This is a genomic window from Streptomyces sp. NPDC042371, assembly GCF_056437465.1.
Genome location: NZ_JBWKAP010000021.1, coordinates 97,656 through 112,686, shown reverse-complemented (window position 1 = coordinate 112,686; position 15,031 = coordinate 97,656). Strand labels below are relative to the sequence as shown.

At 70.2% G+C, this 15,031-nt stretch carries 14 protein-coding genes; 4 read left to right on the top strand and 10 right to left on the bottom strand.

Annotation, left to right across the window (positions count from 1 at the left end):
- The 4 genes from AC068B_RS38805 to AC068B_RS38790 all read left to right on the top strand — a co-directional run.
- Positions 1-299, top strand: a 299-nt coding sequence (locus AC068B_RS38805) for a PhzA/PhzB family protein (RefSeq protein ID WP_478676170.1), incomplete at its 5' end; no start/stop codon positions are given.
- A 70-nt stretch (positions 300-369) separates the two neighbouring features.
- Positions 370-1,395, top strand: coding sequence for a methyltransferase (locus tag AC068B_RS38800; protein ID WP_478676169.1), 1,026 nt, complete (start codon positions 370-372; stop codon positions 1,393-1,395).
- 70 nt (positions 1,396-1,465) lie between these two features.
- A complete protein-coding gene (locus AC068B_RS38795; RefSeq protein ID WP_478676168.1) occupies positions 1,466-2,695 on the top strand; it encodes a phage tail sheath family protein in 1,230 nt (409 codons plus the stop codon).
- Positions 2,696-2,742: 47 nt separating this feature from the next.
- Positions 2,743-3,372 (top strand): hypothetical protein, encoded by a 630-nt coding sequence (locus AC068B_RS38790; protein ID WP_478676167.1) that lies wholly within the window; start codon positions 2,743-2,745, stop codon positions 3,370-3,372.
- 217 nt (positions 3,373-3,589) lie between these two features.
- Here the strand turns inward: AC068B_RS38790 and aroC are convergent, their stop codons facing one another.
- From aroC to AC068B_RS38740, 10 genes are all read right to left on the bottom strand, one after another.
- Positions 3,590-4,774, bottom strand: coding sequence for a chorismate synthase (gene aroC, locus AC068B_RS38785; protein ID WP_478676166.1), 1,185 nt, complete (start codon positions 4,772-4,774; stop codon positions 3,590-3,592).
- 29 nt (positions 4,775-4,803) lie between these two features.
- Positions 4,804-6,078: a 3-phosphoshikimate 1-carboxyvinyltransferase gene (gene aroA, locus AC068B_RS38780; protein ID WP_478676165.1), complete on the bottom strand. Its 1,275-nt coding sequence runs from the start codon at positions 6,076-6,078 to the stop codon at positions 4,804-4,806.
- 132 nt (positions 6,079-6,210) lie between these two features.
- Positions 6,211-7,206: a 3-oxoacyl-ACP synthase III family protein gene (locus tag AC068B_RS38775; RefSeq protein ID WP_478676164.1), complete on the bottom strand. Its 996-nt coding sequence runs from the start codon at positions 7,204-7,206 to the stop codon at positions 6,211-6,213.
- A 4-nt stretch (positions 7,207-7,210) separates the two neighbouring features.
- Positions 7,211-8,386: a hydroxymethylglutaryl-CoA synthase gene (locus tag AC068B_RS38770; protein WP_478676163.1), complete on the bottom strand. Its 1,176-nt coding sequence runs from the start codon at positions 8,384-8,386 to the stop codon at positions 7,211-7,213.
- A 3-nt stretch (positions 8,387-8,389) separates the two neighbouring features.
- Positions 8,390-9,448 (bottom strand): hydroxymethylglutaryl-CoA reductase, encoded by a 1,059-nt coding sequence (locus AC068B_RS38765; RefSeq protein ID WP_468557829.1) that lies wholly within the window; start codon positions 9,446-9,448, stop codon positions 8,390-8,392.
- Entirely contained in the window at positions 9,445-10,536 is a 1,092-nt protein-coding gene (gene fni, locus AC068B_RS38760) for a type 2 isopentenyl-diphosphate Delta-isomerase (RefSeq protein ID WP_478676162.1), read from the bottom strand. Before fni ends, AC068B_RS38765 begins: the two co-directional genes overlap by 4 nt.
- Positions 10,533-11,648: a phosphomevalonate kinase gene (locus AC068B_RS38755; RefSeq protein ID WP_478676161.1), complete on the bottom strand. Its 1,116-nt coding sequence runs from the start codon at positions 11,646-11,648 to the stop codon at positions 10,533-10,535. The genes fni and AC068B_RS38755 overlap by 4 nt, the downstream gene beginning before the upstream one ends.
- Complete coding sequence (mvaD, locus tag AC068B_RS38750; RefSeq protein ID WP_478676160.1) at positions 11,645-12,700, bottom strand: diphosphomevalonate decarboxylase; 1,056 nt, start codon at positions 12,698-12,700, stop codon at positions 11,645-11,647. Before mvaD ends, AC068B_RS38755 begins: the two co-directional genes overlap by 4 nt.
- Positions 12,690-13,727: a mevalonate kinase gene (gene mvk / locus AC068B_RS38745; protein ID WP_478676159.1), complete on the bottom strand. Its 1,038-nt coding sequence runs from the start codon at positions 13,725-13,727 to the stop codon at positions 12,690-12,692. The genes mvaD and mvk overlap by 11 nt, the downstream gene beginning before the upstream one ends.
- Before the next feature lie 152 nt (positions 13,728-13,879).
- A complete protein-coding gene (locus tag AC068B_RS38740) occupies positions 13,880-14,788 on the bottom strand; it encodes an aromatic prenyltransferase (RefSeq protein ID WP_478676158.1) in 909 nt (302 codons plus the stop codon).
- Between the last annotated feature and the right edge of the window lie 243 nt (positions 14,789-15,031).

Sequence of the window (15,031 nt, the reverse complement as noted above, 5' to 3'; positions counted from 1 at the left end):
GCGCCAAGCTGCAAAAACACGGCGAGCTGTCACTCAAGGTGCTGCCCGACTGGGAATGGTCCGACGTCCAGATCTACGAGACCCAGGACCCGGCCGTCATCTGGGTGGAGTGCGACGGCGAGGGCACCATCCGCTTCCCCGGCTATCCCGAGGGCCGCTACCGCAACCACTTCATCCACGGCTTCACCCTGGACGACGGACAGATCGCCGCCAGCCGCGAATACACCAACCCCATCGAGCACATGCGCGCCCTCAGCATCGACACCCCCCACATCCAACGCGACTGGATCCCCTCCTGACCCCGGCACCCCACTCCCCCACTCCCCCACTCCCCCCACTCCCCTACATCAGTCCGAGGAGAGACAGGTCATGAGCACGGAAAGCACCCCCCGACCGGCAGCCCGCGCCACCATCGACCTCATCACCGCCGCCTGGCACACCCAGGCGGTCTACGCGGCGGCCAAACTGGGCCTGCCCGATCTCATAGCGGCCGGGCACACCGGCCCGGCCGAGCTCGCCGAGGCCGCGGGCGCGAACCAGGACGCCGTCCGGCGGCTGCTGCGCCTGCTGCTGCGTCTCGGCGTGGTGGACGGCGACGAGAACGACGGCTACCGCAACACCGACATCGGCGACCTGCTGCGCGACAGGCCGGGCTCGCTGCGCGATGTGTCCCTGCTCTACGGCGAGGAGTTCTACCAGGCCTGGGGGGACTCGATCGAGACCTTCCGCACGGGCGGGACCGGCTTCGAGAAGGCGTACGGCCGCTCCCTCCTCGGCTATCTGGGCGAGGACCCCGATGCCGCGGAGCGCTTCCAGCGGGCCATGCAGGCCCAGGCGAAGAACTTCTCCTTCGACGCCGTCCCCCAGCACATCGACTTCAGTGCCGACCGGCACATCGTCGACATCGCGGGCGGCAGCGGCCAGTTGCTGGCCACCGTCCTCGGCGCCGCGCCCGAGGCCCGCGGCACCCTGATCGACCTGGAACACAACATCCCCATCGCCCACGCGCACCTGGAAAGGACCGTGGGAACCGACCGCGCCGAGCTCGTCGCCGGGGACATGTTCACCACCCCGGTCCCGCAGAAGGCCGACACGTACCTCCTGTCCCGGGTGCTCGGCGACTGGCAGGAGGACGACTGCGTACGCCTCCTGCGGTCCATACGCGAGGCCATGGCCCCGAACTCCCGGCTCCTGGTCATCGAAATGGTCGTCCAGGACGGCAAGGACGGCCTGCTGGCCCCGCTGTGGGACCTCCATCTGATGGTCGTCAACGGCGGTCATCAGCGTTCCATCGGCGAGTACCGCAATCTGACGGCACGCTCCGGTCTGTCCATCGAGCGATGTGTCCAACTGCCCATGGAAACCTCCGCCTTGGTGCTCACTCCGGCAGGCTGAAGTCCGGCCGCACCGTCCGCGCGCCGGCCCGGTCGCGGATCTGCCTTCCCGTCGTGACCGAGGAGTCTGCATGGCCCGACAGCAGCCGAATCAACCGCGCACAGCAAGCACGTCCGGGGCGCTCGGCCCGGACATCGACCTCCGGGACCCCCTCAGGGATCTCCGGGAACCGGACATCGTGCGGGGTGCGGGCCACGGCGCACCCTTCATCCACGGCGTGCACACCTCGGTGGCGGCGTTCATCGGGGACGCCCCCGGCCTGCCGGGCAAGCCCGCCTTCGTCCGGCACCCGCTGGAGTTCATCGAGGCGTTCTCGCCACGCACGGCCGACGGGGAGGCGCCGTCCTTCGTCCACGACGCCGTGCTCGGCCACTTCCGCAACGGCGGTGGCGGGGCGTGGATCCTCGGAACTGGGGACGGAGGGGCGCGCGGCGCCGGGGACGTGGACCGCGTCGCCGCCTATCGGGCCGCTCTCGCCAGGCTGGAACGCCTGCCGGAGATCAGTCTCGTGGTGGCTCCGGATCTGTGGCGGGTGGCGGAGGAGGCCGACGGCATCGCGCAGGCGATCGCCGGGCACTGTGCCCGCGTGGGGCACCGGGTCGCGCTGCTGCACACCCGGCAGGGCCTCGCCCCCGCCGACGTGTGCAGCAGGCCGTTCGGGCTGGCGGAGCCGGACGCCCAGTTCGTCGCCGTCCACTATCCGTGGATCACCGTGACCGAGGTCGGCGGGCACGAACGTCTGGTGCCGCCTTCGGGACATGTGTCGGGGATGTGCTGCCGCGCTGACACGGAGCAGGGCGTCCATACGACGCCGGTGGGTTCGCTGGTGGGAGTGGTGAAGCAGGAGCGTGAACTCACCGATGTGGAGCGGGAGTCGGTCACGGGCCTGGGGGTGAACTGCCTGCGGTTCGTGCAGGGACAGGGCGTCCGGGCGCTGAGCGCGCAGACGCTGTCGACCGAGGCCGACTGGTCGGACCTCGGCGTGCGCCGCCTGGTGAACTACACCCGCGCCTCGCTCGAACAGGGCACCCGCTGGGCGGCATTCGACACGAACACGGCTCAACTGCGGGCACTGATACGTCAGTCCACGACGACGTTCCTGAAGGGGTTGTGGCGGCACGGGGCGCTGCCCGGCGGGTCGGCGGCCGAGGCGTTCGAGGTCATCTGCGACGACACCAACAACACCGCCGAGGACGTGGCGCGGGGCCGGGTGAACCTCGACGTCGGCCTTGCCGCCGTACGACCGGCCGAGTTCGTCACGTTCCGCGTTCAGCACGACATCGGCAACAGAACCATCTGACCGGGGCGGTCCAGCCGGGCCGTCCAGCCACAACAAGGAGACACTTTATGGAGATTCACTCATGCTCGCGGGACCACGGGCCGGAGGTGCGTGACGCCACGGAATCACTGCTCTGCGACGCCTGCGTCGGAAAGCTGGCGCGTCAGCTGCGCGCGCTCCCCGGCCTCCATCAGGAGGGCCTTCACCACGTCATGGCCACGTCCCGGCGGCGCAATCCGACCAAGGTGTCAGGGAGCCGCAGGCGGGACCATCTGAACGTCTCCGCGCTCGACGCCCGGAGCAACATCGTCGCGATTCTGGAATCGTGGGCGGGCTATGTCGCGGATGAACTCGAGACCACGGTCCCGAGCCGCTCCGTCCCCCACCTGGCCTGCTTCCTCCTGGCCCATCTGGAGTGGCTCACGGCCCAGCCTCCGGCCGAGGATTTCGCGGCCGAGATCGAGGGACTCCACGTCGAGCTGCTCCGTCTCATCGACCCCGACCGGGGCGACCGTAATCCGCTCACCAGACGGTGTGTGGTGGACAGTTGCCCCGGCACGATCAACGCGTCACCGCAGAGTTCCGGTGCCGCGGCCAAGAACAGCAGCATCCGCTGCTCGTCGGGGCATTCGTGGGAGATACGGGAGTGGCTCGTCCTGCGCCACCTCATGGACCGGCAGCGCAAGGAAGCCGCCTGAGCCCGGACAGCGCCGTCCGGCGGCGGTAGTGGAAATGGCTTCGCGGGACGCTCGGCCTGCTCAGCGGGAGAGAGCAGGGTAGGGCGCGACGGAGCCACTGGTGGAGGTGTTCACCGCACGCGGGGTACTCACGCGTGCGGTGACCGCCTCCACCTGCCGTTTCCGGTGACGGCCGAGGCGGCACCGGTCTGCCGCCCGGTCTGCCGCCTCGTCGTTGTCACCGGATCTGCAGGTTGTCGAGGTAGGACTGCACATTGCGGCGCGTCTCGGGAACACTGTCCCCACCGAACTTCTCCGCCACCGCATCCGCCAGCACCAACGCCACCATCGCCTCCGCGACGATCCCCGCCGCCGGAACCGCACACACATCGGAGCGCTGGTGATGCGCCTTGGTCGCCTCACCCGTGACCACGTCAACCGTGGCCAACGCCCGCGGCACCGTCGCGATCGGCTTCATCGCCGCCCGCACCCGCAGCAGCTCACCCGTACTCAGCCCACCCTCCGTACCACCCGAACGGCCAGAAGTGCGCCGGATACCCTCATCGGTGGTCACGATCTCATCGTGCGCCTGCGACCCCGGCACCCGCGCCAGATCAAAACCGTCGCCGACCTCGACCCCCTTGATCGCCTGAATACCCATCAACGCCGCCGCCAGCCGCGCATCCAACCGCCGGTCCCAGTGCACATGCGAGCCCAACCCCACCGGCACCCCATACGCCAACACCTCGACCACACCACCCAGCGTGTCGCCGTCCTTGTGCGCCTGATCGATCTCCGCGACCATCGCCTTCGAGGCATCCGCATCCAGACACCGCACCGGATCCGCATCCAGCTTCTCGACATCCGCGGGCGTCGGGTACACCCCATACGGAGCCTTGGCCGCCGCCAGCTCAGTCACATGGGAGACGATCTCGATCCCGGCCGTCTCCTTCAAAAACGACCGGGCCACCGCACCCAGCGCCACCCGCGCCGCGGTCTCCCGCGCAGAGGCCCGCTCCAGCACCGGCCGCGCCTCGTCGAACCCGTACTTCTGCATCCCCGCCAGATCCGCATGACCCGGCCGCGGCCGCGTCAGCGGAGCATTACGGGCCAGATCGGCAAGCACCTGCGGATCCACCGGATCCGCCGCCATCACCTGCTCCCACTTGGGCCACTCCGTATTGCCCACCATCACCGCAATCGGCGAACCCATGCTCAGCCCGTGCCGGACCCCGCCCAAAAACGTGACCTCATCACGCTCGAACTTCATCCGCGCCCCACGGCCATACCCCAACCGCCGCCGCGCCAGATGATCCGCCACCATCTCCGTCGTGATCGGCACGCCGGCGGGAAGACCCTCCAACGTCGCGACAAGCGCGGGTCCGTGCGACTCCCCCGCGGTCAGCCAACGCAACCTGCTCAACGGTGCTCCTCTGTCTGCCTGTTCGGTGCTCAACGGAGTGCGTGGCCGGTGAACAGGCGCCGCATCTCGTCGTGGAACTCTGGGAACGTCTTGGCCACGCACTCCGGGTCGTCGAGCGAGATCGTGTCCGGTACGGCGAGGCCGAGGACCGAGAACGACATCGCGATCCGGTGGTCGCGGTGGCATGCGATGCGGGTGGGGCGCGGCACCCCGGGGTGGACGGTGATCCGGTCCGGGCCCTCGGCGATCTCGATGCCGCAGGCGCGCAGGTTCTCCGCCATGGCGGAGACGCGGTCGGACTCCTTGAGCCGTGCGTGCGCGACACCGGTGATGGTGATGGGCTCGTCGGCGAGCGGCGCGATGGCCGCGAGGGTCATGAAGGTGTCCGAGATCTCGCCCATGTCGACGGTGAAGCCGCCCCGCAGCGGGCCGTTGCCCGTCACGGTGGTGGCGGTCGGGCCGACGTGCACGTCGGCGCCCGTGTGCCGGAGGACCTCGACGAAGCACAGGTCGCCCTGGAGGCTGTCGGTGCCCAGGCCGGGCACGGTGACGGTGCGTCCGGTGACGGCCGCTGCCGCGAAGACGTACGAGGCGGAGGACGCGTCGGGTTCGACCACGATGTCCGTGGCGTCGTACGGCCGCGGTTCGACGTCGAGGGTGCCGTCGGCGCCCTCGTCGACGCGGGCTCCGAAGCGTCGCATCAACGCCAGGGTCATGTCGATGTAGGGGCGGCTGACCAGGCTTCCGGTCCGGATCCGCAGGCCGCGGCGCATCAGCGGGGCCGCCATCAGGAGGCCGCTGAGGTACTGGCTGCTCAGGGAGGAGTCCACCGTGAGTTCGCCGCCCTCGATGCCCTGGGCGCGGATCAGCAGGGGAAGTCCGTTGCCGGGGCCCGGCTCCAGGTCGACGCCGAGGGCGCGGAGCGCGTCGAGCAGGGGGCCCTGCGGGCGGGCGCGCAGTTGGGACGAGCCGTCGAAGAGGAAGCTGCCGTGCCCGGTGGCGGCGAACGGGGGCAGGAAGCGGGCCGCGGTTCCGGCGTCCGCACACCACGGGCGGGCGGAGCCCGCCGGGCCGCGCCCGGTGCCCGTCACTTCCCAGAACGCGTCTCCCGGGCCGGTCTTCACGGGGATGCCGCACACGTCGAGCGCCTCGCGGAACGCGACCGTGTCATCGCTCACGAGCGGAGCGCGGACCGTGCTCGTGCCGTCGGCAGCGGCGGCCAGCAGCAGCAGCCGGTTGGTCAGACTCTTGGATCCCGGTATGCGGGCGGCCAGGCCGGTGCCTGGCTCCTTCTCCGTGATCACGCGGGGTGCCTCCTGCGGCGCGGGGACGGTAAGTGCGGGGGTTCAGGCCGGGGAGCTCCCTTGGGGGAAGTGGGCTCCCCGGCCCGGTTGGGGGTGACGGCCGGGTGGGCGGCCGTCAGAAGCGGGGGCCGCTCACCATTCGAGCAGGGCGAGTCCCGCGGCCATGCCGCCGCCGAAGCCCGCCATCAGGATCAGGTCGCCGGGGCTGAAGGCGCCCTCGCGGGCCGCCGCGTCCAGCGTGATCGGGATGGATGCCGCCCCGGTGTTGCCGTACTGCTCCAGCGTCAGGTGCGTCGTGGCGCGCGACAGCGAGAGATCCTCGATCACCGTGTCGAGCATGACGCCGTTGGCCTGGTGCGGCACGAAGTGCGCGATGTCGTCGGGCGCCACTCCCGCCTCGTGCAGGAACTGCTTGGTCAGCTGCGGCAGTTGCTCCACCACGAACCGGCGCACCTCGCGCCCGTCCATCGCGAAGTACTGCAGCCCCGCGTCGAGGACGGCCTGGTCGGGCGGGGTCCTGCTGCCGCCCGCGGGCACCTGGATGAGGTCCGCGAGCTCGCCGAAGGTGTGCAGCGCGACATGCCGCACCCGCGCCCCGGAGCCGCCGGTTCCGGCGCCGAGGACCATCGCCCCTGCCCCGTCGCCGAACAGCACGACCGTCTTGCGGTCGGCCGGGTTCAGGATCCGCGAGTACACGTCCGCGCCGATCACCAGAGCGTGTCCGCCCCGCCGTGCCAGCATGCCCTCGACCACCGAGAGGGCGTACATGCTGCCCGAGCAGACCGCGTTCACGTCGAACGCGGCCGCGCCCAGCGCGCCGAGCTTCTGCTGCACGTACACCGCGGTCGGCGGCTGCGGCCGGTCCGGGGTGGACGTGGCCACCACGATCACCGACAGCTGACCGGCGGTGATGCCCGCCGACTCCAGGGCGGACCGCGCGGCCTCGACGGCGAGGTCCGAGGTGGCCTGGCCCGGCGCGGCCCAGCGACGTTCCCGGATCGCGGTCTTGCGGACGATCCACTCGCCCTCGACGCCCGCCGGAGCCCCGACCTCGTCGTTGGAGACGATGCGGTCCGGCACGTAGTGACCGGTACCGAGAACTGCGATATCGGTAGCGATGTCCGTCATTCGCCTACCGCCGTTCGTAGATCCGCTTGTGGCCGCGCAGGGCGGCGAGACGGAACTGCCCGCCGGTCTGCACCGGTGTGGGGTAGTCCCCGCCGTCGGTCGGGAAGGACCGCTCGTGCAGCTCCTTGTAGCCCGCGTAGTCGAGCTCCGTGCGGCGCGCGATGGCCTCCCGGTGCTCGGCGGTGCGCAGCTGGTCGCGGTAGCCGGGGACGACCTGGCCCGCGAAGAACTCCGCGACGCTGCCCGAGCCGTAGCTCAGGAAGCCGATCGAGCGGCCGGTGAGGTCCTCGGCCTGGTCGAGCAGCGCGGCCAGGCCCAGGTAGACCGACGCCGTGTAGCTGTTGCCGATGACCCGGTTGTACGCCGTGGTCTGGCCGAGCCCCTGCTCGATGACGTCCTTGTCGGTGTCGTATCCGCAGTAGTTCAGCAGGTGGCGGTGGGCCTTGTAGGCCATCTTGGTGAAGGGCTGGTGGTAGCAGAACGCGGCGAACTCGTCGAGCGAGTGCCCGCCCTGCTCCGTGTAGTCCTTCCAGCAGCCCTCGACGGCCTGGAGGTAGGCGGAGATGGACTCCTGCCCGTCGACCAGCGCGGCGTCCCGGTAGTTGGGCCGCCAGAAGTCCATCACGTCCGCGGTGAACAGTCCGGACGGGCCGTCGAGCCTGATGAGCGCGGGGTCCGCGCCGACCAGCATCGCGACCGCGGCCGCGCCCTGCGTGGCCTCGCCGGGGCTGTCCAGTTCGTACTTGGACACGTCGCTGGCGATCACGAGGACCTGCTGCGAGGGGTCCCTCGCGACCAGGCCCAGTGCGAACTGGAGGCCCGCGGTCGCCCCGTAACAGGCCTGCTTCAGCTCGACCACACGCGCCGCGGAGGGCAGCCCGAGCAGCGAATGAACGTACACACCACCGGACTTGGCCTGGTCGATGGAGGACTCGGTGGCGAAGACGACGGTGCGGATCCGCTCGCTGCCGTGCCGCTCGACGATGGGCGCGGCCGCGGCGGCGGCCAGCGTCACGATGTCCTCGTCGGCCGCCGGAACGCTCATCGACTCCTGGCCGATGCCGATGTGGTACTTGCCGATCTCCGTGCCGTTGTACTCGGCGAGCGCCGTGTGCGGCAGCACGAACTCGGTGGTCGCGAACGACAGATCGTGGATACCTATGCCTGAGTCACTGGACATGCCCTACACACCGACCTTTTCCTGGTTGCCGCGCTCCAACTGGACATGTGCACGCATCAGTTCGCCGGGGTTCGTCTGTGCCGCGAGGAGCGAGAGCTCTCCGCACAGGACCGTCGCCGCACCGATCACCGCGAGGCGGCGGGCGTTCTCGCCGGGCTCGCGGTCGACCCGGCAGCCGAGCCGGGCGAGGTTGGTCTCGACGAACTCGAGGCCCTTGCCGTTGCCCACCGTGCCGACGATCAGGTTCGGCAGGGTGCAGGCGAAGTAGAGGTCGCCGTCGCGGTCCTCGGCCATGGTGACGCCCTGCGAGCCCTCGACGATGTTGGCCGCGTCCTGGCCGGTCGCGAGGTAGAAGCCGAGCAGCATGTTGGCGTAGTGGGCGTTCGCCGAGCGGATGCCGCCCGCGAGCAGGGTGCCGAGCATGTTCTTGCGGATGTTCAGCTGGACGACCTTCGCGGCCGTCGTGTGCAGGACATCGGTGACGATGTCCCGCGGGATCAGCAGCTCCGTGACCACGTTCTTGCCGCGGCCGAGGATGCCGTTGATCGCGGTGGCCTTCTTGTCCGTGCAGTAGTTGCCCGAGATCGACCCGTAGGAGATGCCGGGGATCGTCTCCAGCAGGTGCTTCAGGAGCGCGTCGGACGCGAGCGTCGCCATGTTGTGGCCGGAGGCGTCGCCGGTGGTGAACTCGAACCGGATGAAGAGCAGGTTGGCGTTGATCTCGTGCCGGATGTTGATCAGCTGGGCGAACCGGCTGCAGCCACGCACCACGTCGCGCAGCTCGTCGATCCGCGCGTCGATGGCCCGCGCGGCGACGTAGGCGGTCTGCGCGTCCGTCGCCTCGACCAGCACCGAGCGGGTCATCCGCTCGTCGACGAGCGTGGCGACGATGCCTTCCTCGACCAGCCGGGAGACCTTCGCGCCGCGGCCCACGGAGGGCCACAGCGGCGTCTCGTAGGTGGCGAGCGGGACCTGGGTCTCGGTGGTGGCGACGTTGCCGGAGATGCGCAGGGGGCCCACCCACCGCATCGGGACGCCGGCTATTGCGTGTGTCTCGGTCATCGGGTGCTTCCCGTCAGCTGGTGGGCGGCCTCGACGGAACGGGAGCGCTGCGCGAACGTCCCGGTCTCGATGCCTCGGTCGGCGCAGAAGTCACGGAGTTCACCGTGGATCAGCAGGTCGCAGCGCGTCAGTTCGGCGGGGGTGCGCGCGCCGAGCATGGTCTGCAGGGCGGCGAGCTGGTCGAGCCACGTCGAGATCTGCGCGATCAGCGCGGAGACGCCCTCGTCCTTCAGGGTGCGGAGGAATCCGCCGGAGGCTCCGACGCCGGACGCGCCGAGCGCCAGCGCGCGGGCCACGTCGAGCGCGTTGCGCACGCCGCCGGAGGCGAGGACGGGGATGCCGACGTCCTGCGCGTCCAGGAGACAGGCCGCGGTGGACTGTCCCCAGCCGTGCATGAACGCGTACTCGCCGAGCTCGCGCCGCCCGTTCTCGATGCGGGCGAAGTCCGTGCCGCCGCGGCCGCCGAGGTCGGCGACCTGGACGCCGAGGCTCTCGATGAGCAGGACGGTCTCACGGCTGAGGCCGTTGCCGACCTCCTTGACGATCACGGGCACCTCGACGGCCGCCGCGATCTTCTCGATCTGCGGGACCCAGGCGGAGAACGACCGGTCGCCCTCGGGCATCGGCGTTTCCTGCGCGGTGTTGATGTGGATCTGCAGGGCGTTGGCCTGCACCAGGTCGATGGCGCGCTGCACCTTGTCGACCGAGGCCGTCGCGTTGACGTTGGCAAGCACGAACCCGTCCGGGTTCTCCTTGCGCAGCACGCTGAACGTGTCGGCGCACGACGGGTCCTTGAAGTACGCGCTCATGGAGCCGGAGGCGACGGCCACGCCGGTCTCGCGGGCGGCGATGGCCAGGTCGCGGTTGATGATGCCGGTGCTGACGCTGCCGCCGGTCATCGCGTTGATGTAGAGGGGCACCGGCCAGGAGATCCCGGCGAAGTTCGTGGCCAGGGACACGTCCGGCCGGTCGATGCCGGCCAGGGCGTGGTGGACGAACGACACCTCGTCGAACTGGTTGTGTCCGCTGTGCTGACGCGCGTGCTCGACAGCGAGCCGGACGTGGTCGTCCTTGCGTTGAGAGATCATTCTGCGTTCCCTTCCATGGCGGGACGGATCGGCAGGGGCCGCACGCCCGCCGTGGTCCACCGTTTCCGTACTTGAGCGATGTCCAGTGCCGCTTCGGCGTCGAGCAGTGCGATGCCGCAGTCGCCGCCGCCCGCCCCTGAGGGCTTGGCCGCGCCGCCGACTGCTTCGGCGGCCTCGCACAGCGCGGTCAGCCGCTGCGTGAAGATTCCGAGCCCCACCTCTTCGTCGAGGCGGGACAGTTCCTGCCGGGCGCGCCGGATCTGCCGCAGCAGGCCCTCGCGGTCGCCGCCCTCCAGTGCGTCGACCGAGGCACGCACGAAGTCGTTGCTCGTCTCCACGAACCTCCGGTGGGAGGCGCTGCCCCGCCAGGTCCGCCGGTCGAGGCCGGAGACCAGGGACGAGGTGGAGGCGGGCGTTCCGGTCCAGCCGACCTCCAGTGAGAGGCCCTCGGGCCCGGGCAGTGCGCGTACTTCGTGGCCCGGCCAGGGCACGCGCAGGGCCTCATCGACGCCCGTTCTTCGGGCCAGGTCCAGGACGGCGGCCCGGTCGGGTGCCCGATAGGTGAGCCAGCCGCCCCAGGTGCCTGCGGCGAGGTCGCCGCCGGACGCCTTGGGTTCGAGGCCCGCCGTGGCGAGCATCGCGAGGCGGTAGCAGGCGTCGCGCGTCAGGTCGAGGCCGCAGTGGGCCGCCATGGCGGCGACGGTCGCCACGACGACCGCGCCGCTTGACCCGAACCCGAACTTGGTGCCGTTGTCGTGCAGTTCGCTGCTGACCGATACATCCAGCGCGGGCGCGGGAAGGCCCCGTTCGGCGAGCAGGCGGCCGACGATCTCGATGGCCGCCGCCACATGGGCGAAGCTCTCCCGGAGCAGTTCCTCGTCCCGCGGTCCCGATCCGGCGAGCCGCCCGTCCCGCCACCGGCAGTGCGCCGTGCGCGCGGCGAGGTCGGAGGAGAGTACGACGCCGGGTTCGCCGGGGTCGGACACGGTGACGGTGACATACCGGTCGACGGCGATCAGGATCGCCGGGTTGCCCGGCTCCACCACCGCGTACTCACCGGCGACGTACAGCTTGCCCGGCGCGCGCCGGACGACCGTCGGCCGACCGGTCACCGCCCGTCCCCGGACAGCAACCGGGCGCCCGGTCCCGGGCGGGCGATGTGGATGGCGCCGCCCTGCGCGGCACTGCGCACGACACCCGCCACCCGGTCGGCGTCCGCGTTGCGGCAGAGCACCTTCACGTTGGGCCCGGCGTCCATGGTCGCGTAGGCGGGCACGCCGTCGCGCCTGAGCTGCAGCACGCTGTCGAGCACGGTGAGCGAGGCGGGCGACATGTAGCGCACCGCGGGGCGGGCCGCCAGCATCGTGGCGTGCATGCCGAGCGCGTTGCGTTCCGCGATCTCGCCGACCGCTTCGAGGTCGCCCCGGCCGAGGGCCTTGCGCATGTCGACCAGGTCGTCCTTGCTGGATTCGGCCCACGGCTCGAAGAGCGGCGAGGTGTCGACGGTGCGTCGCATGGCCGCCCTGCTGGACACGTCCTTGGGTCCGGCGTTGACGACGGCGACGACCAGTGCGGGGTCGAGCGGCCCGGCGGGCACCGGCTCGGCGTACGAGCTGAGGTCCGCCTCCTCTTCCGTGCCGGTGTCGCGCCCCGCGTGCCAGACCACGAAGTCCCCGAAGAGGGAGCGGGAGGCCGACCCGGATCCGCGGCGGGCCAGGCGGGACAGCGCGGTGGCGTCGAGGTCGAGGCCGTAGGCGGCGGCCGCGGCGACGGCCAGGGCGGCGAATCCGCTGGCGGAGGAGGCGAGGCCCGCCCCGGTGGGGACGGTGTTCTCGGTCTCCACAACGGCGCGGTCGGCGACTCCGGCGCGCTCGCGCACCAGGTCGAGGAAGGTGACGATGCGCCGCTGGGCCTCGCCCTGCGCGGGAGCGCCGCCGAGCGTCACGTCGTCGTGATCCGCTCCGGGGGCCAGTCGCACGCGGGTGGTGGTCGGGAAGATGTCCAGGGTCATCGAGAGGCTGTCGGTGCGCGGCAGGATGAGCCGCTCGTCGCGCTTGCCCCAGTACTTGATCAGTGCGATGTTCGGGTGCGCCACGGCGGTCGCGTTGCCCGCCGTGGCCGCCGGGGCGGTGCGCACCGCCGTGGCCTGTTGTTCAGCGACCATGTCCGGCAAACCCCCTCAGCGGTACGACCCATGTCTGTTCGGCACCGGCTTCGTGCAGCTGCCGGGTCACCGCGCTCGCCCGCTCGGGCTGGGTCAGCGCGAGCACGCAGCCGCCCATGCCACCGCCGGTGATCTTGGCGCCGAGGCTGCCCGCGGAGAGCGCCCCTTCGACCAGTGCGTCGATCCGGTCGGTGCTCAATCCGGCGGCGCGCAGCAGTTCGTGATACTCCGTCATGCGCGTGCCGAGCTCCTCGGGCTTGCCGTCCGCGAGCGCGTGCCGGGCCTCGTCGGTGAGGTCCGTCGCGCGGCGTACGAAGTGTTCCTGCGCTCCGGCGTGCCGCTCGAAGCCGTCGCGGAGCATGCTGACCGCGTCCTTGGTCCTGCCCACCTCGCCGCTGTCGGCGATGATGAACAACTCCTCGCAGCCGACGGGCAGTTCCTCGGAGCGGCCCTGCTGGAACAGCAGGGGTCCCGGCGCGCCCACGGCGGTGGCGTCGACGCCGCTGGCGCGGCCGTGGGCCACGTTCTCGGCGGTCTGCACCAGGTCGAAGGCGGTCTGCGGGGTGACCTCGCGGTCGAAGAGGTCGGCCAGCGCGAAGACCACGGCGCGCGCGCAGGCGGCGCTGGAGCCGAGGCCGCGGCCGGGCGGGATGGCGCAGTCCAGGATGACGTCGAGGTGCACGTCGTCGGCCACGTTCATGGTCGTCCGGAACTCGGCACTGAGTCGCCGGAGCCAGTCGGAGGCCTGCGTCGCCACCGGGCGGGAGGCAGATCCGGTCATTGTCAGAGACACATCGCCGGCGTCACCCGGCGACTGGGCGGACCATCCGGCGCTCGCCGTGACCGCCAGCTGGGGCACCGGGAGCGCAAGGGCGGGAGCGCCGTAAACGACCGCGTGCTCCCCCAGCAAAATGGCCTTCGCGTGGGCGCGGCCGATTCCGACGGAGCGAGCGCGACGGATTTCTGACACCCCTTCCGCTGAGCTCGGTGACGTCAACGCACTCAGCTCCCTTTCTCTTTTCTGCATGGAGATCGCATCATCCAGAGTTCTAGGAATGAATGAGGCTGGCCGGACGCCGTCAGAACCCCGGCCGTTCCAGAGAAAAGGGCTTGCGGAGAGGGGTGGAATTTCCCTCTCCGCAAGCCCTTGTACTACCGGCCCCGACGGGCGCGGTGTCGTCAGGAGTCGGAGCGCAGCAGGTTCTCGACGCGCTTCTGCCACTGGTAGTACGACGCGATCTTGTGGTATTCACCCTTGGGCGTCGACGCGATGCCGTAGATGTAGTTGCGGCCCGAGGTGTCGTACGGAGCTTCCTTGATGAGGCGCTCGAAGGTCGGGGCGAACGTGATCGGCAGGCCCAGCGGCTCCGGCGTCATGACGGAGTAGGTGAACCTGTTGATCTCCGGGGAGTCCCAGCTCAGCGTCACGTAGATGACGAACGAGCGCTCGCAGAACCGCAGCAGCTCCTCGCTCGGCTCGGAGAGACCGAGCTCGCCGAGGATCGCCCTGACACCCTTCTCCTCGAAGACCTCGGCCGGGACGCGGTCGCCCACGCCGCCGCCGAAGTACAGGTTCATCGTGCGCTTCGAGTAGTCGATGCCCACGGTGCTGACCATGTCGGCCAGGCCCCACTTCTCGAAGAAGTCGCGGTTGGCGGCGACACCGGCCGGGATCGACGGCAGCTCGGCGAGGTCGGAGATCTTCACGAGGTTCTCGGCACTCGGGAAGGACCAGGTCTTCGTGAAGCCCCCCGCGACTCCGAAGTCGACGCCGCAGCTGGTGATGGGGAGGTTCGTGTGAACCTCCTTCAGCAGGCTGCCGACGGCGTGGTCCGTCTTCGGCGTGAGGCCGTGCTCCAGGGCGCGGGCGTACGGGTCGAAGTCCTTCGGGAGCATCGTGAAGCGGGCGTCGAGGTCGTCGGCGCTGCTGCCGGTCGACGCACGGAACGAGATGACGGACTGCCCGACCACGTCCTTGTAGGCATTGAGGATGGGCCAGACCTTGTCACGCGATGCGGTGACGTCCACCAGCTGAGCCGTCTTGTCGACGATCGAGTACAGCTCTTCCAAATCGGTGAACTCTGACATTTTTCCTCCACTTATCGATCTTGGCGTCTCTTTGAACGCGAGCACATCATCGGCAGCACACCAGAAGCTGATTTCGGCAAGCAGTTCGGCTTAGGATCGTCAATCCCCTGCGCCCCGTCTCAAGGCAGACTCAGGGCACACTCAGGGCATGCCTCACGACGAGCAAGATGAGAGGCATGCATGGAATGCGAAGGGGTATCGGTACTGCACCGAGCAGAGGCTCGGTCTCGCCTGTACCTACCG